The sequence below is a fragment of the Actinomadura spongiicola genome, from assembly GCF_003432485.1.
Lineage (GTDB): Bacteria > Actinomycetota > Actinomycetes > Streptosporangiales > Streptosporangiaceae > Spirillospora > Spirillospora spongiicola.
Map to the genome: position 1 here is coordinate 446,531 of NZ_QVNQ01000003.1, position 23,391 is coordinate 469,921.

Annotated in this window: 22 protein-coding genes; 10 read left to right on the plus strand and 12 right to left on the minus strand. The window is 72.6% G+C overall.

Annotated features, from left to right (window positions below; all coding sequences use genetic code 11):
• Position 1: 1 nt before the first annotated feature.
• Complete coding sequence (locus tag D0T12_RS10795; protein ID WP_117399367.1) at positions 2 to 2,119, minus strand: SpoIIE family protein phosphatase; 2,118 nt, start codon at positions 2,117 to 2,119, stop codon at positions 2 to 4.
• A 283-nt stretch (positions 2,120 to 2,402) separates the two neighbouring features.
• Between D0T12_RS10795 and panB the strand changes: the two genes are divergently transcribed.
• Positions 2,403 to 3,254, plus strand: a complete 852-nt coding sequence (gene panB, locus D0T12_RS10800; protein ID WP_117399368.1) for a 3-methyl-2-oxobutanoate hydroxymethyltransferase — start codon at positions 2,403 to 2,405, stop codon at positions 3,252 to 3,254.
• A gap of 6 nt (positions 3,255 to 3,260) precedes the next feature.
• Here panB and D0T12_RS10805 read toward each other — a convergent pair whose 3' ends face one another.
• Positions 3,261 to 4,346, minus strand: coding sequence for a potassium channel family protein (locus D0T12_RS10805; protein ID WP_117399369.1), 1,086 nt, complete (start codon positions 4,344 to 4,346; stop codon positions 3,261 to 3,263).
• Positions 4,347 to 4,362: 16 nt separating this feature from the next.
• The gene (gene npdG, locus D0T12_RS10810) at positions 4,363 to 5,067 is read right to left on the minus strand and encodes an NADPH-dependent F420 reductase (protein WP_199487399.1); all 705 of its coding nucleotides are present in this window, start codon (positions 5,065 to 5,067) and stop codon (positions 4,363 to 4,365) included.
• A 93-nt stretch (positions 5,068 to 5,160) separates the two neighbouring features.
• On the opposite strand from npdG, the gene D0T12_RS10815 reads away from it, so the two are divergent.
• Entirely contained in the window at positions 5,161 to 5,757 is a 597-nt protein-coding gene (locus D0T12_RS10815) for a hypothetical protein (protein ID WP_117399371.1), read from the plus strand.
• 20 nt (positions 5,758 to 5,777) lie between these two features.
• On the opposite strand, the gene D0T12_RS10820 is transcribed toward D0T12_RS10815, so the two are convergent.
• On the minus strand, positions 5,778 to 5,957 hold the full coding sequence (locus D0T12_RS10820) for a hypothetical protein (RefSeq protein ID WP_117399372.1): 180 nt from the start codon (positions 5,955 to 5,957) through the stop codon (positions 5,778 to 5,780).
• Positions 5,958 to 6,025: 68 nt separating this feature from the next.
• Here D0T12_RS10820 and map point away from each other — a divergent pair, with 68 nt between their 5' ends.
• Genes map through D0T12_RS10835 form a run of 3 tightly spaced genes read left to right on the plus strand, consistent with a single transcriptional unit; the run spans position 6,026 to position 8,715 of the window.
• Positions 6,026 to 6,877 carry a type I methionyl aminopeptidase gene (gene map, locus D0T12_RS10825; protein ID WP_117399373.1) on the plus strand — a complete coding sequence of 284 codons (852 nt, stop codon included), beginning with the start codon at positions 6,026 to 6,028 and terminating at the stop codon, positions 6,875 to 6,877.
• A gap of 58 nt (positions 6,878 to 6,935) precedes the next feature.
• The gene (locus D0T12_RS10830; protein WP_117399374.1) at positions 6,936 to 7,625 is read left to right on the plus strand and encodes a ComEA family DNA-binding protein; all 690 of its coding nucleotides are present in this window, start codon (positions 6,936 to 6,938) and stop codon (positions 7,623 to 7,625) included.
• Between the two features lie 19 nt (positions 7,626 to 7,644).
• Positions 7,645 to 8,715 carry a DNA polymerase ligase N-terminal domain-containing protein gene (locus D0T12_RS10835; RefSeq protein WP_117399375.1) on the plus strand — a complete coding sequence of 357 codons (1,071 nt, stop codon included), beginning with the start codon at positions 7,645 to 7,647 and terminating at the stop codon, positions 8,713 to 8,715.
• Here the strand turns inward: D0T12_RS10835 and D0T12_RS10840 are convergent.
• Positions 8,712 to 9,335: an NAD(P)-dependent oxidoreductase gene (locus tag D0T12_RS10840; RefSeq protein WP_117399376.1), complete on the minus strand. Its 624-nt coding sequence runs from the start codon at positions 9,333 to 9,335 to the stop codon at positions 8,712 to 8,714. The genes D0T12_RS10835 and D0T12_RS10840 overlap by 4 nt on opposite strands.
• A gap of 88 nt (positions 9,336 to 9,423) precedes the next feature.
• Between D0T12_RS10840 and D0T12_RS10845 the strand changes: the two genes are divergently transcribed.
• Together D0T12_RS10845 and D0T12_RS10850 are read left to right on the plus strand one after the other, a co-directional pair.
• Positions 9,424 to 9,774, plus strand: coding sequence for a winged helix-turn-helix transcriptional regulator (locus D0T12_RS10845; RefSeq protein WP_117399377.1), 351 nt, complete (start codon positions 9,424 to 9,426; stop codon positions 9,772 to 9,774).
• A gap of 119 nt (positions 9,775 to 9,893) precedes the next feature.
• Entirely contained in the window at positions 9,894 to 10,655 is a 762-nt protein-coding gene (locus tag D0T12_RS10850; protein ID WP_233525963.1) for a metal-dependent hydrolase, read from the plus strand.
• A gap of 7 nt (positions 10,656 to 10,662) precedes the next feature.
• Here the strand turns inward: D0T12_RS10850 and D0T12_RS10855 are convergent, their stop codons facing one another.
• From D0T12_RS10855 to D0T12_RS10865, 3 genes are read right to left on the minus strand one after another with little or no spacing between them, the layout of a single operon-like run.
• A complete protein-coding gene (locus D0T12_RS10855; protein ID WP_117399378.1) occupies positions 10,663 to 11,193 on the minus strand; it encodes a hypothetical protein in 531 nt (176 codons plus the stop codon).
• Complete coding sequence (locus tag D0T12_RS10860; protein WP_199487400.1) at positions 11,190 to 12,638, minus strand: sensor histidine kinase; 1,449 nt, start codon at positions 12,636 to 12,638, stop codon at positions 11,190 to 11,192. The genes D0T12_RS10855 and D0T12_RS10860 overlap by 4 nt, the downstream gene beginning before the upstream one ends.
• Positions 12,635 to 13,309: a response regulator transcription factor gene (locus D0T12_RS10865; RefSeq protein WP_117399379.1), complete on the minus strand. Its 675-nt coding sequence runs from the start codon at positions 13,307 to 13,309 to the stop codon at positions 12,635 to 12,637. Before D0T12_RS10865 ends, D0T12_RS10860 begins: the two co-directional genes overlap by 4 nt.
• 101 nt (positions 13,310 to 13,410) lie before the next feature.
• Between D0T12_RS10865 and D0T12_RS10870 the strand changes: the two genes are divergently transcribed.
• A complete protein-coding gene (locus D0T12_RS10870; protein ID WP_117399380.1) occupies positions 13,411 to 14,862 on the plus strand; it encodes a hypothetical protein in 1,452 nt (483 codons plus the stop codon).
• 33 nt (positions 14,863 to 14,895) lie between these two features.
• On the opposite strand, the gene D0T12_RS10875 is transcribed toward D0T12_RS10870, so the two are convergent.
• From D0T12_RS10875 to D0T12_RS10890, 4 genes are all read right to left on the minus strand, one after another.
• Positions 14,896 to 15,555: a response regulator gene (locus D0T12_RS10875; protein WP_117399381.1), complete on the minus strand. Its 660-nt coding sequence runs from the start codon at positions 15,553 to 15,555 to the stop codon at positions 14,896 to 14,898.
• Positions 15,552 to 16,790, minus strand: coding sequence for a sensor histidine kinase (locus D0T12_RS10880; RefSeq protein WP_233525964.1), 1,239 nt, complete (start codon positions 16,788 to 16,790; stop codon positions 15,552 to 15,554). Before D0T12_RS10880 ends, D0T12_RS10875 begins: the two co-directional genes overlap by 4 nt.
• Positions 16,791 to 16,850: 60 nt before the next feature.
• Positions 16,851 to 18,923: a cytochrome c oxidase assembly protein gene (locus D0T12_RS10885; protein ID WP_117399382.1), complete on the minus strand. Its 2,073-nt coding sequence runs from the start codon at positions 18,921 to 18,923 to the stop codon at positions 16,851 to 16,853.
• 114 nt (positions 18,924 to 19,037) lie between these two features.
• Entirely contained in the window at positions 19,038 to 20,336 is a 1,299-nt protein-coding gene (locus tag D0T12_RS10890; RefSeq protein ID WP_117399383.1) for a helix-turn-helix domain-containing protein, read from the minus strand.
• A 171-nt stretch (positions 20,337 to 20,507) separates the two neighbouring features.
• On the opposite strand from D0T12_RS10890, the gene D0T12_RS10895 reads away from it, so the two are divergent.
• Together D0T12_RS10895 and D0T12_RS10900 are read left to right on the plus strand one after the other, a co-directional pair.
• A complete protein-coding gene (locus D0T12_RS10895) occupies positions 20,508 to 21,953 on the plus strand; it encodes an NCS2 family permease (protein ID WP_117399384.1) in 1,446 nt (481 codons plus the stop codon).
• A gap of 143 nt (positions 21,954 to 22,096) precedes the next feature.
• Positions 22,097 to 23,263, plus strand: coding sequence for a glycerate kinase (locus D0T12_RS10900; RefSeq protein WP_407642064.1), 1,167 nt, complete (start codon positions 22,097 to 22,099; stop codon positions 23,261 to 23,263).
• The last annotated feature ends 128 nt before the right edge of the window (positions 23,264 to 23,391 follow it).

Here is a 23,391-nt window from a genome sequence, read left to right on the forward strand (position 1 = left end):
GCTACTCCCGGTGGTGGTTCTCGCCGGGCCAGGACTCGCCGGGCCAGCCCTCGACCTGCTCGGACGCGTCCGGGTCGACGCCGGGGACGATCTGCTCGCACCACACGACCTTCCCGGCGGCGGTGCGGCGGGTGCCCCAGCGGTGCGCGAGCTGGCTGACGACGAGGAGGCCGCGGCCGTTCTCGTCGTCGTCCTCGGCGCGGCGGAGGCGGGGCAGCGCCGCGGACCGGTCCAGCACCTCGCAGACCAGGGTGCGTTCCAGGAGGAGCCGCAGTTCGATCGGGCCCGGCGCGTAGCGGAACGCGTTCGTGATCAGCTCGGACGCCAGGAGCTGGGTGGTGTAGTCGAGCTCCTCCAGGTCCCATTCGGCGAGTTTGCTGCGGACGAGGCCGCGGGCGCGGCGGACGGCGGCCGGGTCGGCGGGCAGCGTCCAGGAGGCGAAACGGTCCTCCGGGAGGCGGCGCAGCCGGGCGATCAGGACGGCGATGTCGTCGCGGTGCTGGTCGGCGTACACGCCCGCGAGGGTGGCCTTCGCGAGGTCGTCCATCGAGTGGTCGACCGAGTCGGGTCCGAAGATCGTCTGGAGGCGGGCGAGGCCGTCGTCGATGTCGCGGCCCCGGTTCTCCACCAGGCCGTCGGTGTAGATGACGAACAGGCTGCCGTCCTCGACGGTGAACTCGCGGCTCTCGATCGCGGCGCCGCCCGCGACACCCAGCGGCGGCGCGGGCGGGACCTTGAGGTAGTCGTTGTCGCCGTTCGGGCCGGCGAGCAGCGGCGGCAGATGCCCGGCGGACGCGATCTCGATGGTGCCGGTCGTCGCGTCGTACACGGCGTACACGCAGGTCGCGAAGTGCGGCTCCTGCTCGCCGAGTTCGATCATCAGCTCGTGCATGACGTGCAGGGCGTCGGCGGGCGGCAGTTCCAGGTTCGCGAGCGTGTGCAGCGCGGTGCGCAGCCGTCCCATGGTGACGGCGGCGCGGACACCGTGCCCGGCGACGTCCCCGACGATGAGGGCGACACGGGCGCCGGGCAGCGCGATCGACTCGTACCAGTCGCCGCCGACCTCGACGAGCTTGCTGCCGGGCAGGTAGCGGTGCCTGACCTCGACCGACGACGGCGCCGACAGCCGGTTCGGCAGAAGGCTGCGTTGCAGCGCTAGCGCGGTGGCGCGTTCGCGGCTGAACCGGCGCGCGTTGTCGATGACGATCGCGGCGCGGGTCGCGAACTCCATGCCGATCTCGACGTCGTACGGGTCGAACTTGCGGAACCCGGGGACGCGGGTGCAGGCGATGAAGCCGAGCAGCGTGTCCCGGGCGATCATCGGCAGCAGCACCATCGACACGCCGGTCAGCAGCTCCCCCGCCGGGCCGCGCCGCCACAGCCGCCCGATCTCGGACGCCTCGTCCACGTCGATGTGCGGCAGGTGGACGGGCCGCGCCGTGTCCATGACCTGCCGGTACGGGGTGCCCTCGGGGAACACCAGGACCTCGCCGACGGGGAACGTCGACGTCCACGCCGCGTTCCCGTCGTCGGAGCTGACGGCGACACGGCGCAGCACCGCCGACCCGGACTCGGCGTGCACCTCGTCGGCGGCGACGAGGCTCTCCAGCACGAGGACGGACGCGGCGTTGCAGTAGTGCGGGACGACGACGTCGACGAGCCCGCGCGCCGACTGGTCGAGGTCGAGGGACGCGCCGAACCGGGTGAGCTGGTCGTCCATCAGCGCGCGCCGCATGAGCGCCGGGTCCTGGTAGCGCTCGCTCGGCGGCAGCGCGACACGGACGAACAGCAGCGTCGCGGGCGCGGCGCCGGAGTCGCCGCCGACGAGGGGCTGCGCGGTCACGACGGCCTCGGTGGAGGTGCCGTCGCCGCGCAGCACGGTGATCACGCCGTTGCGTTCCTGCCCGCCGTCGCCCTTCTCCAGGAGCGCGTCGAGTTCGGCCTTGGCCTCCTCGCTCACCAGCGCGGTGGCGGCATGGCCGATGAGGTCCTCGGGGGCACGGCCGAGGACGGCCCTGGCGTTCGGCCCGCACTGCACGATCCGCCGGGCACCGTCGATGCCCAGCACCAGGGTCCGGGACGCGGAATCGGTCGCGGGGGCTTCGCCTCGCGGCGCCATGACGGATCTCACCTGACGCGCTCCAGACAGCCGATCGTTTGAGCCCTACCCAGCGACAGTATGGGGCATGACACCGTTTCAAGGGGAGAAGATCACGCTTACCACGCCGAAATCCCTTCCGTGAATGCGTCTCCGAGCCACATTCCGGACGCCCAACGGTCGGATCGCCCCTCCCCGCGGGGTCCGCGCGGGGAATGGCGGGACTACCCGAATCGTTGGGAAAGTGGCACGATCGGTTCCGTCTGGGTACGCCACCGTGGCGCCTCAAGACCGGAGGTTTCGCATGTCTTCTTCTGTCGCACCCTCCAGCCGGCCGACCGCACTGTACGGCGGTACGAGCGGGCGCAGGGTGACCGTACGCGACATCGCCGCCGCCAAGGAGCGGCACGAGAAGTGGCCGATGCTCACCGCCTACGACGCGCTCACGGCGCGGATCTTCGACGAGGCCGGCATTCCGGTGCTGCTCGTCGGCGACTCCGCCGCGATGGTCGTGTACGGCTACGACTCGACCATCCCCGTCACCGTGGACGATCTGATCCCCCTCACCGCGGCGGTCGTCCGCGGCTCCAAGCGGGCCATGGTGGTCGCGGACCTGCCGTTCGGCTCGTACCAGACGGGCGTCCCCGAGGCCCTGTCCGCCGCGACCCGGTTCCTCAAGGAGACCGGCGCGCACGCGGTGAAGCTGGAGGGCGGCCGCCGGATCCTCCCGCAGGTGGAGGCGATGGTCGCCGCCGGGATCCCGGTGATGGGCCACCTCGGCCTCACCCCGCAGTCGGTGAACGCCTTCGGCGGCTACCGGGTGCAGGGCCGCGGGCAGGACGGCGACGAGCTGATGGCGGACGCGAAGGCGTTGCAGGCGGCCGGCGCGTTCTCCGTCGTGCTCGAGTGCGTGCCCGAGGATCTCGCCGCCCGGGTGACCGCGTCGCTGGCCATCCCGACGATCGGCATCGGCGGCGGCAACCAGACCGACGCGCAGGTCCTGGTGTGGCAGGACATGGCGGGGCTCACCCCGCGCACCGCGAAGTTCGTCAAGAGGTTCGCGGACATGAACACGCTGCTCAGTGAGGCGGCCCGCAGCTACGCCGACGAGGTGGTGAGCGGCGTCTACCCGGCGCCCGAGCACACCTACCGCTGAGCGTCGTCAGGAGCCGGCCTCCCGGGACTGGTCCTCGGGAGGCCCTCCCATCGTGCCCGTGTCCGTCCGCCGCCGCCGTGTCGAACGCACGACGATCAGCCGGTCGCCGGCGTGGAGCTCCGCGCATTCGGGGTGGTCGAACGGCAGGGTCCGGCCGCCACGGATCACCGCGAGCGCCGGCTGGTCCACCGCGCCGATCGGGCCGCCGACCTCGTCCGGGTCCACCTCGCGTTCGGCGAGGTCGAGGCCGCTGCCGCGTTCCAGCAGGTCCTCGATGACCTCGCTGACGGCGGGCTGGACGGTGGACACCCCGAGCAGCCGCCCGGCCGCCTCCGAGGACGTCACGACATGGTCGGCACCGGACTGCCGTAGCAGCGGGACGTTCTCCGACTCGCGCACCGCCGCCTGGATTCCGGCGGTGGGGTTGAGCTGACGCGCCGTCAACGTGATCAGGACGGCGGTGTCGTCGCGGGCGCTGGCCACCACGACCTCCCGGGCGCGCTGGACGGCGGCCTGGCGGAGCACAGAGCTGCGCGTCGCGTCCCCGACTACGCCGACGAACCCGGCCTCCGTCGCCTCCGCCACGACGCGGGGGTCGGGGTCGACGACGACGATCGAGCCGCGGTCGACGCCGGTGCTCAGCAGGGTCTTGATGGCGCTACGGCCCTTCGTGCCATAGCCGGCCACCACGATGTGGTCGCGCACGCGCGTACTCCAACGGGATCTGCGCCAGTCTTGGCGGGTGCGTTCCGCGAGCACCTCGAGTGTGGTGCCGACGAGGACGATGAGGAACAGTACCCGTACGGGCGTGATGAAGACGATGTTGACGAGGCGGGCGGTGTCCTGGACGGGGGTGATGTCGCCGTAGCCGGTGGTGGAGACGGTCACGGTGGCGTAGTAGAAGGCGTCGAGCAGCGACAGGGTCCCGCCCGAGTTGTCGCGGTAGCCGTCGCGGTCGATGTACACGACGGCCACCACGGCGAAGAGCAGCAGCAGGGCGACGCCCACCCGCCTGGCGACCGCGCGCAGCGGGCCCGCCCCGGCCGACGGCAGCAGGACGAGGGGGCCCTTGGCCGCATCCGGATCCTTCATCCTCGGTCCGGAATCCTCAGACGTCGGTGACGCGCAGGCCCGCGTGGGCCTTGTAGCGGCGGTTGATGGAGATGAGGTTGGCGGTGAGCGCCTCGACCTGGTGGGCGTTGTGCAGCCGCCCGCCGTAGACGCCGCGCATGCCGGGGATGCGGCCCGCGAGAGCCTGGACGAGGTCGGTCGCCTCCCGGTCGTTGCCGAGGACGAGGACGTCCAGTTCCATCTCGGCCACGCCGGGGTCGAGCAGCAGTTTTGCGGAGACGTGGTGGAACGCGGCGACGACGCGGCTGTCGGGCAGGACGGCGGCGGCCTGCTCGGCGGCGCTGCCCTCCTCGACGGGCAGCGCGAACGCGCCCTTGCCCTTCTCGAAGCCGAGCGGGTTCACACAGTCGATGACTATCTTGCCGGCGAGTTCGGCGCGCAGCGACTCCAGCGTGGCCCGGTGCCCGTCCCACGGCACCGCGACGATGACGACGTCGGACCCTCCGGCGGCGACCGCGTTGTCGGCGCCGGAGACGGGCAGGCCCGCGTCCGGCCCGGAGGTGAGTTCGTCGGCCGCGGCCCGGGCGCGTTCGGCCCTGCGCGAGCCGAGCGTCACCCGGTGTCCGGCGAGCGCGAGCCGGCGCGCGAGCCCCTTGCCCTGGTCCCCGGTGCCGCCGAGGATGCCGATCGTCAGGCCGCTCACGTCGGGCAGGTCGTGGGCCGTCTTCTGCTGCTCCGTCATGCCGCCGAGTCTGCCAGGCGGGCGGGCCGCCGGCGCGCGGCGGGCTCCGCACATCGCGGAAAGGCGCCTGCCGCGGCGGCCGGGTGGGGCACCATGGTGCCCGTGGACGCCGAGCAGATCGTCATGTTGCGCGAGGTCCTGTCGACGACGGGCTGGCTGGAGCGGACCGCGGAGTTCGGCCGCGCGCTGCGGGTCACGTCCCGCACGCCCGGCGGGTTACTCCTCGTCGGCACGCCCGGCGACGATCCCTGGCATCTGGCGGCGCACCTGGACGACGAGAGCCGGCTCGGCGACGCCCCGGGCCTCGCGCCGACGCTGGTGCGCTGGGCGCCGCCCGCGGACGCGCCCCCGCATCTGCGGGTCGGGCCGGCGCGGCTGGAGGCGGCGCGGCGCGGCGAGACGCTGCTCGTCGTCGCGGAGGACGACGCGCCCGTCCCGCTGCTGGAGCGGGTGGACGACGCCCGCCGCGTCGGGGCGACCATCCTGGCGTTGGAGGGCGGCGACCGCGAGTTGCGGGGCCTGGCCCATGAGGCGCTGACCGTCCCGCCGGAGGAGACGCTCCTGTCGTTCGACGGCGCGCAGCATCTGGTCAGCGCGGCCGCCGGGCAGGAGCCGGCGCGGGCCCCCCGGGGGCTGCGCAGCCGCCTCGCCAGGCTGCTCGACGCGGTGTCCGGGCCCGTCGTCGACTGAACCGAACCCGGATCCTCGCCCTACTCGTCGGTGTTCTGTTCGCGCCAGGCCTCGTTGCGTTGGCGCGCCAGTTCGAGCGCGCCCGCCGCGGCGTGTTCGGACTCGTAGGGGCCCATGCGGTCCTTGCCGGGGCAGCCGGGCCCGTGCTCGACCTTCATGTGCTTCAGGCAGAACCACCAGTCACCGTCGTCACCGGCCATCGGCGCTCCTCTCGATCTTGCGTCGGCACGGGATTCGTTGCCGCGATCCCGCTGACTACACTTTCACCATGACGACCCAGCTTCTCCGGCCCGGACACGTTTCCCCCATGCGCAAGGTCCCGTCGAACATTCCGCGGCCCGAGTACGTGGGGAAGAAGCGCCCGAAGACCGGCGAGCCCGACGTGAAGACGCCCGAGATCATCGAGCGGATGCGGGTGGCCGGGAAGATCGCCGCGCAGGCGCTGGAGGAGGTCGGGCGGCACGTCCGGCCGGGTATCACCACCGACGAGCTGGACGTCATCGGCCACGAGTTCCTCCTCGACCACGGCGCCTACCCGTCCACGCTGGGCTATCGCGGCTTCCCGAAGTCGCTGTGCACGTCGATCAACGAGGTGATCTGCCACGGCATCCCGGACGACACCGTCCTGCGCGACGGCGACATCGTCAACGTGGACATCACCGCGTTCATCGGCGGCGTCCACGGCGACACCGACGCCACGTTCCTGTGCGGTGACGTGGACGAGGAGTCGCGGCTGCTGGTGGAGCGGACCCGGGAGGCCATGATGCGCGGCATCCGGGCGGTGCGGCCGGGCCGGGCCCTGAACGTGATCGGACGGGTGATCGAGTCGTACGCGAAGCGGTTCGGGTACGGGGTCGTCCGCGACTTCACCGGGCACGGGATCGGCACGACGTTCCATTCCGGGCTGGTCGTCCCGCACTACGACGACCCGAACGCCACCACGATCATCGAGCCGGGGATGACGTTCACGATCGAGCCGATGCTGACGCTCGGCACGCACGACTACGACATCTGGAAGGACGGCTGGACGGTCGTCACCAAGGACCGCGAACGCACGGCGCAGTTCGAGCACACGCTGCTGGTGACCGAGGACGGCCACGAAATACTCACCCTGCCGTGACAGACCTCTTGATCTAGAGTCCGATTCGCCCCACCGCCGGCCGGGAGACCCTCAAGAGATGAACGCCCCAGCGCCGTACGAGCCGAGGGTTCCCTCCGACAGCATGCCGCCGGGGCGCGCGGCGCTCAGCGTGACATGGGCGGCGCTGCCGTTCCTGACCCTCGGCTACGCCACCCCGTTCACGTTCGCGGCGGCGGCGCTGTGGCGGCGCAGCGTGCATCTGCTGGTCTCCACCGCCGCCTACCTCGGCGTCTTCGTGGTGATGCTGTTCCTGCTCCCCGACCTCCGGAAGGACGACGGCGCCGAAGGCATGGTCGGGGTGCTGCTGTTCATCCTGGCGGTGGTGGGTTGCGCGCACGCGTTCCTCATCCGCCGCCGGGTGTTCGACCCGCACGGGCTGTCGGGCGTCGACAACGACTCCGTCGTGGAGCAGGTCAAGCGGCGGCGGCTGCTGCGGGACAAGGCTCGGGAGCTGGCGGAGGCCGATCCGGGCCTGGCGAAGGAGCTGCGGATCGGACGCCCCGACCTGCCGCGCCAGTACAACGACGGCGGGCTCGTCGACGTCAACCACGCCCCGGCGGAGGCGCTGACGCTGCTGCCCGGCATCACGCCGGAGCTGGCGGCGAGGATCGAGCGGGTGCGGGCCGAGACGGGCGGGTTCATGTCCGCCGAGGAGCTGTCCGCGGTCGCGGGCCTCCCCCCGGACCTCACCGGCGACCTCGTCGATCACGCCGTCTTCATCCGCTGATCTCGGGTACGAACCGGGCGTGACCCCGAAGAAGCGGAAGAAGGACGCCGAAGACGACGAGAACGCCGCCGAACGGGACCGGCTCGCCGAGTACCGGGGCAGGCGCGACCCGGGCAGGACGCCGGAGCCCGTGCCGCGGGAGAGTGCGGTGCCGCGCGGCGACGACGACACGTTCGTCGTCCAGGAGCATCACGCGAGCAGCCTGCACTGGGACCTGCGGCTGGAACGCGACGGCGTGCTGGTGTCGTGGGCCGTGCCGAAGGGCCTGCCGTGGAGCCCCGACACGAACCATCTCGCCGTGCACACCGAGGACCACCCGCTGGAGTACGCGACGTTCGAGGGCGAGATCCCGCGCGGCGAGTACGGTGCCGGAAAGATGACGATCTGGGACGCGGGCACGTACGAGACGGAGAAGTGGTCCGAGCGCGAGGTGAAGATCATCATTCATGGCGCGCGGGTCTCGGGCCGGTACGTGCTGTTCCGGACCGGTGGCAGGAACTGGATGATCCACCGGATGGACCCGCCCGCGGACCCGGAGGCCGAGCCGCTGCCGGAGTCACTGCGCCCGATGCGTCCGGTGGAGCGGAACCGGCTGCCCCGCGACCAGGACGCGTGGGCGTTCGAGTTCGCCTGGGGCGGTCGGCGGCTGGTCGCCTACGTCGAGGGCGGCCGGACGCGGTTCACCGACGACCGGGGCCGCGCCGTCGACGGTCCGGGCGGGCTGGGGTCGCGGCTCGGCGCCGCGCTCGGCGCCCGGCCCGCGTTGCTGGACGGGGAGCTCGCCGTCCTGGAGGGCCGCGAGATCTACATGATCTACGACGTGGCGCATCTGGACGGACGGCCGTTGCTGGAGGTTCCGTACCGGGAGCGGCGGGAGCGGCTCGACGCCCTCGAACTGTCCGGGGCGCGGTGGCAGACCGCGCCGTGGTTTCCCGGCGACGGCGACGCGGTGCGCGACGCCGCCGCCGGGCAGGGGCTCCCGGGTGTGGTCGCCAAGCGTCTCGACTCGGGGTACGAGCCGGGCGAGGAGTCCGACGCCTGGCGTCTCGTGCCCGGCTCGCCCACCAGACGACCTGGGGGACGGGCCTAGTAGGCGACGGTGATGCGGCGCCGGACGGCCTGGTTCTTCTCCAGCTCGTCGACGAGCGCGACGGCGTAGTCCTCGGCGCTGATGGTGCTGTTGCCCTCGTCGTCGGTGAGCAGCTCGTCACCGCCCAGCCGGAAGGTGCCGGTGCGCTCGCCGGGCTGGATCAGGGCGGCGGGCGAGATGTAGGTCCAGTCCAGGTCGGCGGCCTCGGCCCGGACGAGCTCCAGCAGTTCGCCCTGCGCCAGCGCCTCGGGCTTGTACGCGTCGGGGAACGAGGGCGAGTCGACGTGCCGTCCGCCGCCCGCGACCCGCAGGCTTCCCGCGCCGCCGACCACGACGAGGCGCCGCACGCCCGCCCGGCGCAGCCCGTCCAGCACGCCGCGCCCGGACTCCAGCAGCGGACCGGCGGGGTCCGACCCGTCCCGCGGGGGCGCGACGGCCAGGACGGCGGCGTCGTGGCCCTTGACGAGCTCGGCGATCGCGTCGGCGTCGCGCGCCTCGGCCTTGGCCGTGTCCTCGTTCCCGCTGCGGGTGACGCCGGTGACCTCGTGGCCGCGGCGGCGGGCCTCGTCCGCGATCCGCCGCCCGATCATTCCGGTGGCGCCGATCAACAGAATCTTCATGTGACCTCCTCGGACGTCGTGGATCGCGAGTGACGGTATCCACGAGATAGTGGTTACTTCAACGTTCCGCCGGTACCCTGGGGAAACCATGAAGGGCAATGCTTTCGACCCCAACTGCCCGACCCGGCTCGTCCTGGATCGCATCGGCGACAAGTGGTCCGTACTGGTGGTGCTCAGCCTGAGCGACGGGCCCCGCCGCTTCACGCAGCTCCGCGACATGATCGGCGGCGTCACCCCGAAGGTCCTCACGCAGACCCTGCGCGCGATGGAACGCGACGGCCTTCTCACGCGACGGGTGTTCGCCGAGGTCCCGCCACGGGTGGAATACTCGCTGACACCGCTCGGCCAGTCCCTCCAGACCCCGATCGGCGCCATCGCGGAGTGGGCGGAGGAGAACGTCGAGGCCGTCATCGCGGCCCGCGAACGCACCCCCGTCTGACCCGGAACCGGCACGGAACCGGCACGGACCGTCCCGCATCAAATGGGCATAGCGCCCGGTTCGGCGCGTCGCCGTCGAAATCCACCGGTCGCGGGTTAGAGTCCCGCTCGGACACGGCGGTGGGACGTGCCAAGAGGGCGTGCTGGAAGGCGGGGACGGGCACGATGATGGGCAAGACGCACGCCCTCAGCGGCGCGCTGGCATGGCTGGGCGCCGTGCCGGTGATCGCGCAGGAGCGGCTGCTCGGCGACTACGCGGTGTCGCTGTCGGCGGAGCAGGTCGCGGCGGGCGCCGTGGTGTGCGCGGGCGCGGCGATCCTGCCCGACATCGACCATCACAACGGGCGCATCGCCAACACGTTCGGTCCCATCACCCAGCACATGTGCAAGTGGATCGGGAAGCTGTCGGGCGGGCACCGGCAGGCGACCCACTCCCTGGTGTTCGCGGTCGCGATGGGTCTGTTGATGGACTTCCTCGCGACCGACTACGAGTACGCCTGGTGGGCCTGCCTGTTCATGATCGTCGGTCTGGGGCTGCGGGGCATCGGCCTCGACTTCGAGGGGAAGGAGCCGCAGTCGGCGCTGGCCGACTGCGCGCTCGCCCTCATCGCCGTCTGGCTCATGCACAAGATCGATATGAGTTTCGTCGGGTTCGCGGTCGGGCTCGGCTGTTTCGCGCACGTCGTCGGCGACTGTCTGACGCCTCGGGGCTGTCCGGTGTTCTGGCCGCTTCCGTACCGGTTCGACGTCCCGGTCATCCCGCGGACGGACGGCAAGGTGGAGCGCTGGGTCGTGATGCCCGTCCTCACCCTCGGCATCGCCGTCCTCGCCGTCCGGTCGGTACTCGGCGACGTCAGCGCCCAGTGGCTGACCCGGGGCTGAGCGGCGGTCAGGGCAGCAGATCGGCGAACTGGCGGCAACTCACAGGCGTGCCCCCTCCGTCGCCTGTGTTCGAGGCCCCCACCAGAATGACGCCTTCGATGCCGGGGACGGCCTCCGCGGTGCACGCGATCTGCGCGATCGCCGTCCGCGACCAGCCCGGCGACATCGACCGATCGATCTGCTGGACGGCCAGCGGCCAAGGTCTTTCGAAAGTCGACCCGAGACCTTCGTTGACGGCCTGGACGGTCAATGCGCGATGCACTTCGGTGTGCAGTCCCACGGTCCGTTCTCGGGGCGTCGTCGGGACGTGTAGTTGCTCGACCGCCAGATACGGCCGTCCGGGTATGCCCGGGCGGGTGACCGGCCGCAGCATGCCGCCGCGCACGAGATAGACGGTGATCGTGTCGGCGTACCCTCGGGCGAAGGGCGGGTTGCCCGCGTCGACGATCCCGGTCGGCCGGATGCCGCAGCCGGACGCGGCCAGCACGGCCGCCAGCGCCGTGAGCGCCGCCCACCGCGCCGCATGGACTCCGATCATGCGTGGTCCTCCTCGGGGCCGGCGGGCAGCCACAGCGTGAACATCGCGCCGCCGTCCGGGTCGTTGGCGGCCTCCAGGGTCCCGCCGTGCAGCACGGCGTTCTCGCGGGCGATGGACAGCCCGAGACCGCTGCCGTCGCTGCGCGAGCGCGCCGCCTCGGCTTTGACGAACCGGTCGAACACCACGGCGATCAGGTCGTCCGGGAGGCCGGGTCCGCGATCGGTGACGACTACCTCCACGCCCTCGACACCCGCGCGGTCGGCGCGGGCGAAACGCAGCGACACGGGGGGTCGACCGTGCTTGAGCGCGTTACCGGCGAGGTTGGCGAGGACGACGTCGAACCGCCGCGGGTCCAGCCGGACGAACAGGTCCGCCGGGCCGTCCACCGTCACCCGCTCGCGCCATCCGCGTGCGGCCAGGGTCGCGGCGACCGCGTCGAGGACGTTCACGTCGTCGAGGACGAGCACGGCGGCGCCCGCGTCGAACCGGCTGATCTCGATGAGGTGCTCGACGAGCAGCCCGAGCCTGCGGGTCTCGTCCGCGACGAGCCTCGCCGCGCCACCGTCCCCGTCCCCGTCCGCGCCGGTGGCGGCCTGCTCCGCCAGGACATCGGTCGCAGCGATCATCGAGGTCAGCGGGGTGCGCAGCTCATGGGACACGTCGGCGACGAACCGGCGGGACGCGGCCTCCATCACGCGCAGTTCGGTCACCGTCCGCTCCAGCGCGTCGGCCGTGTCGTTGAACGTGCGGGCGAGGTCGGCCAACTCCCCGCGGCCCCGCACCTCCACGCGCGTCTCCAGGTCGCCGTCCCCCAGCGCGCGGGCGGCGACGCCGAGGCGCCGCACCGGACGCAGCACCCCGCGGGTGGCGAGCAGCGCGAGGACGATCGCCGATCCCAGCGCCAGCGCGTCCGCGACCACCAGCGCGTTGGTGAGCAACCGCAGGTCGGCGGATTCCCTGCTCAGGCTCGCGGAGACGTACACCATCGGCGGCACGGTCCGCTGCGGCTCCTCGCTGGTCGTCACGTAGCCGTCGAGGCGCGTGCCGACCAGCAGATACGGCGTTCCATCCCGGATGACGCGCTGGAAGACCAGCTTGCGCATCGCACGCATGGCGAACTCGGTACTGACGGGAACGTCCAGCTTGTTCCGGGGTGGCAGGTTGACGCCGCCGTCCAGGCGCATGGGCACGGCCGCGGCCTTCCGTCCCGGGACCGCCTCCAGGGCATCCTCCAACTGGGCGCCGATCAGCGGGGTCACGTCCGGTGGCAGCTCGTCCGGGACCTGCCGGGTGAGGGTCTTGCGGACGTCGGTCAGCACGGTGTACTGGGCGCGGTGCAGCATCACGCGCCTGAGCAGTACGTAGGAGATGCCGGACGCCAGCAGCGCCGCCAGCAGCGCGACCGCCGTGAACGCGGCCGTCAGCCGTAGCCGCAGTCCGATCACGGCGGCGCGAACCGGTAGCCGAAGCCCCGGACGGTCTCGATCAGGCGTGGCTCGGCGGGCTCGTCCTCGATCTTGGCGCGGACGCGCTGGACGCAGGCGTCCACCAGCCGCGAGTCGCCCGGATAGGTGTGCTCCCAGACCTCCGACAGCAGGTGCTGCCGGGTGAGGGCCTGGCCGGGACGGCGGGTCAGCTCCAGCAGGAGCCGCAGCTCGGTCGGGGTGAGCCGCAGATCCTTGTCGGCCTTGGTGACCTTGAGGGAGCTCCGGTCGATGACGAGGTCGCCGTGGACGGAGCGGTCGAGGCGGGTCTGGTCGGCGCGGCGCAGAACGGCGCGGATCCGGGCGTCCAGCACGCGGGGCTCGACGGGCTTGACCACGTAGTCGTCGGCGCCCGCCTCCAGGCCGAGGACGATGTCGAGGTCGTCGCCGCGCGCCGTCAGCAGGATCACGGGCAGCGGGTCCGTGCGGCGGATGCGGCGGCACACTTCGATGCCGTCGATGCCGGGCAGCATCACGTCCAGGATCGCGATCTCGGGACGGCGGGCGCGCAGCGCCTCCAGACCGTCCTCCCCGCTGGCCCGGGACGTCACGCCGTGGCCCTGCCGGGTGAGCGCCAACTCCAGCGCCACCCGCGCGGACGGATCATCCTCGATGAACAGAATGCTCGCCACGCGCCCATTATTCGCCACATACGATCATCAACCGGGTTCTGTCACAGGATCCGGACATGGCTCTCACAAGATCTTGACGAGCCGCTGGAACCGTCGGCGCCATGACGACCACAGTCCTCCGGCCCGTCCAGACCCCCGGCCGGGCCGCTCCCCCGCGCTCCATGACGCTCCTGCTCGTTGCGGGGACCCTCGTCCAGGTGGTCGCCCGGCTCTGGTTCGCCCGCGACCGGACCGGCTCCGCCGCCAACCCGGACGAGAACGGCTACCTGGCGGCCGCGCGGTGGCTGACCGGAGGACCCGGCGGCGACTTCTCCGGTCAGACCTTCTACCCGGGCGGATACTCCCTGGTGCTGACACCCGCGTACTGGCTGGCCGACGACCCGGTGACGGTCTACCGGATCGTCATGCTGATCAACGCCCTGGTCGGCGCGGCGCTGTTCCCGCTCGGATACGCGGCGGCGCGGCGGTTCGGTCTCACCCGCCGTACCGCGGCGCCCCTGGCCTTCGCCGCCGCGCTGCTGCCCGCCACGACGTTCTTCGGCTGCTTCGCGCTCGCGGACGCCGTCCTGCCGACGCTCGTCCTAGGGTGGCTGCTGACCCTCGACCGGTTCGCCCGTTCCGGTCGCGGCGACTCTCCTGTCGGAGGCGACGTCCCACACCTTTCGGTACGAGCGTACGGGGCCGCGATGCTCGGGAGCCTCGTCGCGTCGTACGCGGTGGCGGTCCACACGCGGGGGATGGTCGTCCTCGCCGTCCACGTCATCGCCCTCGTCGCCGTCGCGGCGATCGACCGCCGGAAGGTCCGGGCGGCGGTCGCGGGGGGCGGCGTCGCGCTCGCCGGGTACGCGGCGGCCGCCGCGCTCAACGCGCAGGTCCGCGGCGCGCTGTATCCGGGCGGCAGCCGGGACCTCGCCGGGATACTGGAGTCGCGGCTCACCACGCTCTCGGGGCAGGGGTGGACGTGGGCGGGCGCCGCCGGGCAGATCTGGTACCTGATCGTCTCCACGTGGGGGCTGGCGGGCATCGGGCTCGTCGTCGTCGCGGCGGCCCTGGCCCGGCGCGGAACCCCCGTGGCGGAGAAGGTCGTGCCCGGCGTGCTGCTCGCCGTGACCTTCGGCATCGCGTACGCCTCGTCGGGCGCGCTGCCCGACGAGCACCGGGTGGGCAACTTCGCCTACGGCCGCTACCTGTCCTGCCTCGCCCTCGTCTACACGCTGATCGGCGCGGCGGCGCTGGTCCGGTCGGGCGGCCAGACGGCGCTGACGCTCGCGGCGGCGTCCGCCCTCGCGATCCAGGTCACCGGACTGTGGGTCGTCCTCCACGCGGGTGAGCGGCTCCGCGCCCACAGGTTCATCGGGTTCGACTTCCCCGAGACCATGTTCCTGACCGGCGACCGTACCGCGTTGCACCTGCACGAGGCGGCGCTCGCCGCGAGCGTCCTGCTCTGTGGCCTGCTGGCACTGTCCAGGCTGAGGGAACGCCTTGCCGGGGCGGCCGTGGCCGCCGCCCTGGCCGGGATCAACGTAGCGGCGATGACGTTTCTGATGGGCTGACCGTTTCTGGCGGGCCGAGCGTCGCCGTGCCGGTCAGCCTGGGGTGATGAAGGACGTCTCGTAGGCGAAGATCACGGCCTGGGTGCGGTCGCGGGCCTGGAGTTTGGCGAGGATGTTCCCGACGTGCGTCTTCACCGTCTGCGGGCTCACGAACAGCTCCTGGGCGATCTCGGCGTTGGAGTGTCCCTTCGCCATCAGTCGCAGCACGTCGCCCTCCCTCTCGGTGAGCTGCCCGTGCCAGGGCGCACCGGCCGTCGTCCCGCCGTCGGACGGCCCGTGCTGGGCGGCCAGCTCCCGGATCGCCGCCGGGAACAGCAGGCTCTCGCCGTGCGTCACCATGCGGATCGCCTGGAGGATCTCCTCGGGCCTCGTCCGTTTGAGCAGGAAGCCGTTGGCGCCCGCCTTCAACGCGTCGTACACGTACTCGTCGTTCTCGAACGTCGTGACGACGATGATGCGGGGCGGCTCCGGCACGGTGTCCAGGATGTGGCGGGTGGCTTGGATGCCGTCGAGGCGCGGCATCCGCACGTCCATGAGGATCACGTCGGGGCGCAGCCGCCGCACCGCGTCGGGCACCTCCGCGCCGTCCGCGGCCTCGCCGACCACGGTCAGGTCGTCCTCGGCCGCGATGATGGCCGCGAGCCCCGCTCTGATCAGCCGCTCGTCGTCGACCAGCAGAACCTTGATCGTCATGTTCCGGACCTTAGCGGCAGCGAGACACGGAACCGCCAGCGGTCCCCGTCCGGGCCGGCCGTCATCTCGCCGCGCAGCACGGTGACGCGCTCGCGGACGCCGCCGAGCCCGCGCCCGCCGCCATGGTCCGCGGCGGCGCCGCCCGGCGCGCCGAGCGGGTTGCTCATCTCCACCTCCAGCCGCTCGCGCTCCACGCCGAGCCGCAGCCGCACCGGGACCTTGCCCGCGTGCCGCAGGGCGTTCGTGAGGCCCTCCTGGACGATCCGGTACGCCTCCCGCGACACCGCCGCCGGGACGTGCTCCACCTCCGCGCCGACGTCCGCGTCGAGTTTCACCCCGGCGATCCTCGTCTGCTCCAGCAGCCGCCCGAGGTCCTTCAGCGTGGCCTGCGGGGCGGCGGCGGTCCTGGACGCGTCCTCCCGCAGCAGCCCGAGCACATGGTCGAGGTCCTCCAGCGCGGCGCGGGCGGAGTCCTCGATGGCGCCGAGCGCCTCCCGGGCGAACTCCGGGTCGGCGTCCAGCACCCGGCCCGCCGCGGCGGCCTGCAACGTCACCACGCTGAGGGCGTGCCCCACCGAGTCGTGCAGCTCCCTCGCCAGCCGGTTCCGTTCGGCGAGCTTGACGGCCCTGGCCTCCATCTCGGCGAGCCGGTCCACGGCGGACGGGCCGAGGAACCGCGGCGCCAGCCGGGACAGCAGCGCGCCCACGCCGACGATCAGCGCGAGCAGCACGGCGAGCGACGCCAGACCGGCGAACGGTGTGGGCCACTGCGGCCAGGTGTCAGCCCACCCCCAGGCGGCGAGGAACTTCGTGTCCCAGTTCACCATCGGCGCGAGGATCAGCACGATCGCGAACGGCGGGACGGCGAGGCTCAGCCCGCTGACCACCACCCCGGCGGCCAGGTGCACGCCGAACCACGCGCCCGCCCGGACCCGGCTCTCCCACGACCGGGCGGGGGCCGGCACGATCGCCGTGGCCGGGCCCTTGAGCAGTTCCCTGGCGAGCGAGCCCTCCAGCAGCCGCACCGTCGGCACGAGCCCGGTGACGAACGTCGCCACCGCCGGGAACACCAGCAACATCAGCACGGCGTTGACGACCTTGTTGGCGACCGGCAGCACCGGGCTCAGGGTGATCCCGAGAAACCAGTACGGCATCAGCAGGGCGCCGCCCACGACGAGGTGGGACCAGCGCAGCCAGGTCGTCCGCTCGATCAGCGGCCGCAGCACGCGTGTCACGGAACCGATCCTCGCAGATCAGGCGCCCCGGGCCACTCCCCCGCGAGAGGGAGTCTCCGGTCAGGACGAGGCGCCGTCGTCCTGCTCCTCGGCGGCGCGGTCCCGTTCGGCGAGTTTGGCGAGGCGGGCGTTGTAGGCGGCGAGCTCGTCGTCTCCGGGACGTCCGCCGCCCTTCGCGGCACGGTCGGCCTTGCGGTCGCCGCGCCGCGCCTGCCGCTGGTCGTCCATGTACCACTGGACCGCCAGGACGATCAGGACGATGAACGTCGGGATCTCCCCGAACGCCCACGCGATCCCGCCGCCGGTGTGCTGGTCCTCCAGGATCGTGGTACCCCACGGCGGGTCCACGGACGCGTACCAGCCGCGTGCCAGCGCCTGGCTCAGGTTCATCAGCGCGATGCCGAAGAACGCGTGGAACGGCATCGTGACGAACAGCAGCAGGAGCCGGCCCGGGTAGGGCAGCTTCTTCGGCGCGGGGTCGACGCCGAGCAGCACCCAGAAGAACAGGAACCCGGCGAGCAGGAAGTGCGCCGTCATCGCGATGTGCCCGAGATGGTTGCGCATCGCGGACTCGAACAGCGGCGTGAAGTACAGCGCGAACGTGCTCACCACGAAGACGAACGTCGCGACCGCCGGATGCGCGACGACCGCGGCGACACGGCTGTGCAGCATCGCGGTCAGCCATTCGCGGGGGCCGCGGTCACCGCGGACGCGGGCCGGTTTGAGGGCGCGCAGCGCCAGCGTCACCGGCGCGCCGACGACCAGGAAGATCGGTGTCAGCATGTTCAGCACCATGTGCTGCACCATGTGCACGCTGAACAGGATCGGCGCGTACTTGGCGACGCCGGTCTGGGTGGCCACGACGATGGTCAGCAGCCCGATGAACCAGGAGACGGCGCGCGCCATCGGCCAACCGTCGCCGCGCCTGCGCAGCCGGACGAGGGCGGCGAGGTAGAGGCCGCCGAGGACGAGGACCAGCGCGGCGAAGAACAGGTCGAGCTGCCACAGCGTCGCCAGCCGCGCCGGGGTGATCTCCGGGGGCATCTCGTAGCCGAGCAGCGCCTTGACCACCGACTCCGGCTCGGCCGGGGCGGGCGGCGCGGTGCGGGCCAGCGCGACGGCGAGGCCGATCGCGGAGGCCATCACGACGATCTCGCCGGACGCGAACCGCGCGAACGCCCAGGGTCTGCCGTCCGCCAGCGCGGGCAGCGTCCGGGTCCGGTGCAGGTGACCGAACCAGCCCAGCGCGGCGAACGCGAGCATCTTTCCGAGGGCGAGCCTGCCGTAGTTCGTCTCGACCAGCTCGACCGGGTCGGGCAGCCGGGCGATCACGTTCACCAGGCCGCTGGCGCCGACGGCGACGTAACACCACAGGGCCATGCGGCTGAACCGGTCGGCCATGACGGGCAGCCGGTCGCGGCGGAGTAGGGCGTGCACGCCGACGATGGCGAGGCCGCCGACCCACGGCGCGACCGCGGCGACGTGCAGCGCGACGCCGGTCGTCGCGACGGTGTGGTTGGCGGCGGACGCGGAGTGCCCGGTCAGCGGCGCGGGCAGCAGCGCGATCCCGGCCATCGCGAGCAGCCCGAACGCGGCGGCGGGCGTGGTGGTGGTGCGGGCCAGCAGCGCCACGACGACGGCCAGCAGCACCACGATCATCAGGGCGGTGCCCTGCGGCAGCGACCCGACGTAGCTGCTCAGCTCGTTGCCGGTGAGGACCTGCTCGACGGGCTGGCCGAGGACGTCGGCGACGGTGAAGACCAGGGTGGCCGCGGCGGCGGCCCCCCAGGCGGCGGCGAGCCAGGACGCGGCGTGCAGGTATCCGATCGCGTCCCTGGACAGGCGGCCGGGTCCGCGCCCGCCGCCCTCGATGGGCAGCAGCGCGGCGGCGGCCAGCAGCGCGCCGACGGTCAGCGCGGACAGCAGGTCCATCGCGGTCCGGGACGCGGGCAGGCCCCACCGGGTGAGCTCGCCGGCGTCGCCGAGCCCGGGAATGACCTTCTCGGTGACGGAGCCGCCGACGACGAGCCCGGTCACGAGGACGGTGGCTGCCGCGGCCGCCGCGATCGCGGCGGCCCGCAGGACGCGCAGGACGTTGTTCCTGTGCGCGTCCGTGGGTCCTTGGGTGGTCATGAGAGGCCGGGTTCTCTGCGGGATGACGGGGGCTGCCCCTACCCTACTGAGCCCCTGGCACCAGTCACGCCCGGCCTTGTTCCAGTCCAGGGCGACGCGCCGGGGGGCGTCCGGTCACACGCCGACGCAGGTCAGGGCGCGACGGTAGGCGGCCATGCGGGGCTCCTCGGCGGTGCCCGTCTCGGCCAGCACCTCGGCGAGGTCGAACCACGCCTGCGCGGCCTCCCGGGAGGACTCCATCTCCTCCAGGCAGGTGGCGGCGCGGGTCAGGACCTCCACGGCGCGGTCGCGGCGGCCGAGCCGCACCGACGCCTCGCCGAGCACCGTCAGGGCCCCGGCGGTGGCGCGGCGCGGCGCGTCCCCGAGCAGGTCGAGGGCCTCTTCGGCGAGCCGGACCGCCTCGGCGGGACGACCCAGCGCGGTCTCCGCACGGGCCAGTTCCGTCAGGCACCACGCGACGTCGATCTCCCCGGACGCGCTGGCGTTGATCTCGTCGCGGACGCGGGTGAGCAGCTCGCGGGCGCGGGCGGCCTGGTCGGGCCTGGCGCGCAGCAGCAGCCCGGCGTAGATGACGCGGAGCCGGCTGAGGTTGCGGGGGTCCTCGCCGTCACCGGCGAGCATGAGCGCGCGTTCGGCGAGGGCGACGCCGTCCTCGTACTCGCCGCGGATCTCGGCGACGTACGCGGCCTCCCAGTAGGCGACCATCCGGGCGCGGGGGCCGCCGATCCGCTCGGCCCGCTCGACGAGCTGCGTCGCGAGCTGCCGGGCGCGGACGAGGTCGCCGCGCTCGATGAACGCGGCGAGCAGCGCCGCGCCGATGTGCACGGCGGCGTCGGTGGAGTCGGCGCCGGTCGCGATGAGGTGCCGCAGCGCGTTCTCGGCGGCCCGCACGCCCGCGCTGATGTCGCCGCGCTCGCGCAGGCAGCGGCTCAGCGCGACGTGCACCTTCGCCCAGTGGTCGAGGTCGGTCTCGGCGGACGCCTCCTCGGTCAGCGCCGTCAGCTCGGCGATGGCCCGCTCCAGCTCGCCCGCCGACTCCAGCGCGAGGGCGTGCCCCCAACGCGCCTGGTGCAGCATCTCCGGCAGGGCGACCGCGTCGGCGCTGGCGAGGACCTCGGCGAACCGGGCCCGCGCCTCGGCCGCCGCGCCGTTGCTCAACGCGATCTCGGCGTAGTCGAGCGTGACGCGCAGCTCGTCCACGACGTCCTCGCTGACACCGCTGACGAGGTAGGTCGCCGAGCAGTTCAGCTTCGCCGCGAGGAGCTCCACGACGCTCGGGGCCGGGACGCGCTTGTCGCTCTCGATCAGCGAGATGTAGCTGTCGGACAGTTCGGGGAAGGCGAGCTGCGCCTGGCTCACGCCCTGCCGGATTCGCAGGGCGCGGATGCGCTGCCCCAGTGTCTCCCGATCCATCGTTTGACCACCGCCTACGGGGATGCTCGCCGACTGCGCGAGCGCGCGCAGGACGAGGATGAAGTCGACTCGATCCTCAGTGTGCCGAGATCACGGCCGGTCAGCAGGCTATACCGGCTAACCTGTGCACGCCATTTTCGAGATCGCGCTGTGGAAGGCGGAGCTCCCTTCATGCCCGAGACCAACGCCGCCGCGACCGACGATTCACGGCCGCCGGGCGGAGGCGGACCGCTGGAACGGCTGTTCGGCCTCGCCGCGCGCCGGACGAGCGTGGCGCGCGAGCTGCGCGGCGGCGTCACGACGTTCTTCGCCATGGCCTACATCATCCTGCTGAACCCGATCATCCTCGGCGGGGCGAAGGACGTCACCGGGGCGACGCTGTCGATCCCGCAGCTCACGACGATGACGGCGCTGTCGGCGGCGATCACCACGGTGATCATGGGGCTGGTCGGGAACGCGCCGCTCGCGCTCGCCGCGGGCCTCGGCATCAACGCGGTCGTGGCGTTCCAGGCGGCGCCGGTGATGACCTGGCCGCAGGCGATGGGCCTGGTGGTGATCGAGGGCGCGGTGATCGTGGTGCTGGCGCTCACCGGGATCCGCGAGCGGATCATGAACTCGATCCCGCTGGCGCTCAAGCACGCGATCGCGGTCGGCATCGGCGCGTTCATCGCGCTGGTCGGCCTCTACGACGCGGGGTTCGTCACCTCCAGCGCCACGAGCCCGCCGCTGTCCCTCGGCACCGGCGGTCATCTGGCGACGTGGCCCGCGCTGGTGTTCGTCCTCACCCTGCTGCTGATGATCGTCCTGTACGTGCGGCGGGTTCCGGGCGCCATCCTGCTCAGCATCGTGGTCGGGACGGTCGCGGCCGTGGTCATCCAGGAGAACGCGTCCGTCAAGCAGGGCGGCTGGGGCGTCGTCACGCCGAACATGCCGGACGAGTTGTTCGCCGTCCCCGACTTCGGGCTGTTCGGCGAGTTCGACCTGTTCGGCGGGTTCGCCGAGGCCGGGGTGATCACCGCGCTGGTCGTGCTGTTCACGCTGGTGCTGTCGGGGTTCTTCGACGCGATGGGCACGATCCTCGGGGTCAGTGACGAGGCGGGCCTGTTGAACGAGAAGGGCGAGGTGCCGCGGCTCGGCCGGATCCTGTCGGTGGACGGCGTGTCCGCCGCGTTCGGCGGCGTCACCAGTTCGTCCGCCAACACCGTGTTCGTGGAGTCGGCGGCCGGTGTCGGGGAGGGCGCGCGGACGGGCCTGGCCAACCTCGCCACGGGCGCGCTGTTCACGGTGACGCTGTTCCTCACGCCGCTCGCCGCGACCGTCCCGGCGCAGGCCGCGGCGCCCGCGCTGGTCGTCGTCGGCGCGCTGATGATGACGCAGGTCGCCAAGGTCGACTGGACCGATCCGGACCTCACCATCCCTGCCTTCCTCACGATCGTGCTGATGCCGTTCACCTTCTCGATCACGATCGGGATCGGCGGCGGGATGGTGAGCTACGCGCTGATCAAGCTGGCGCGGGGCCGGTGGCGCGAGGTCTCGGTCTGGCTGTGGCCGGTGGTGGCGCTGTTCCTGATCTTCTTCGCGATCGAGCCGATCGAGGGGTGGCTCGGCGTCCGGTAGCGGCCGCGTCTCACGGTCCCGGAACGTTTCCGGGTAACTCTCCGTTCATTTCGCGGTTCCGGACCCGCCGCCGGGTGTCAAATAGTGCCGACATGACGTAAGCAGAAGGTAGGGCCTTACCCCCCGGCGCGAAAGGCGTGGCTGTGGTGTCCGCGGACTCTCCCCCCCACCCGTCTCCGCCAGGTCATGTCCTCCTGGCGCCCGACAGGTTCCAGGGAGCGTTGACCGCGGCGCAGGCGGCGGGCCATCTGGCGGCCGGGCTGCGCCGCGTCCGGCCGGACGTTCCGCTGGTGGAGCTGCCCGTGGCGGACGGCGGGGAGGGCACGGTCGACGCGGCGGTGGCGGCCGGATGGCGGCGGGTCGAGGTCGAGGTGTGCGGGCCGACGGGCCTTCCCGTCACCGCGCATCTGGCGCTGAACGGGCGCAGCGCCGTGGTGGAGCTGGCCGAGGCGTCAGGGGTGCGGCGGCTGCCGGACGGCAGGCCGCGCCCGCTCGTCGCGTCCAGCGTCGGAACTGGTCAGCTGCTCGCGCACGCGGTGCGGCTCGGCGCCCGCCGGATCGTCCTCGGGCTCGGCGGCGGCGCCTGCACCGACGGCGGCGCGGGCCTGGTGCAGGGGCTCGGCGGGCGGCTCCTGGACGCCCTCGGCAAGGACCTGCCGCCCGGCGGCGCCGCGCTGCGCTCCCTGCACGCCCTCGACCTGCGCGGTCTGCCTGACATGTCGGGTATCGAGGTGGTGGTGGCGGGCGATCCCGCGGGCCCGCTGCTGGGCCGTTCCGGCGCCGCCGCCGTGGACGGGCCCCGGCGCGGCGCGTCCCGCGACGAGGTCAGGGTGCTGGACGCCGGGTTGCGGCGCTGGGCCGACCTGGCCGAGGCGGCGTCCCGCAGGACCTCCCGGGACGTCCCCGGGGCGGGGACGGCGGGCGGCGTCGCCTTCGCCGCCCTCACGTTCCTCGGCGCCACGATCGAGCCGGGCGCCACCTTCATGCTCGACCTGCTCGGGTTCGCCGAGAAGGCGCGCGGCGCGCATCTGGTCGTCACCGGCGAGGGCTCCCTCGACGCGCGTTCGCTGCGCGGCACCGCACCGGTCGGGGTGGCCCGCGCCGCCGCGCGGGCCGGCGCGCCCGTGATCGCCGTGGCGGGCAGGCGCGGCCTCACCGGCGAGCAGCTTCGCAAGGCGCGGATCCAGGCGGCGTACGCGCTGGCCGACATCGAGCCGGATCCGGAGCGCCGCGTCCGCCGGGCGGGTCCGCTCCTGGAGCAACTGACGGTCGCGATCGCCGCCGAATGGCTTCCGCCGCCGCCCCCGTGAGCCTGGCCCGATCCGGACGGAGCCCATGGAACCCGGGCAATCATGATCGACATTCAATTCGCGGCCGGGGCCGTTCCCCTATCCTGTCCGATTCGCGGGGTTTACTGGTAATAGGGGCGTTAGAGATA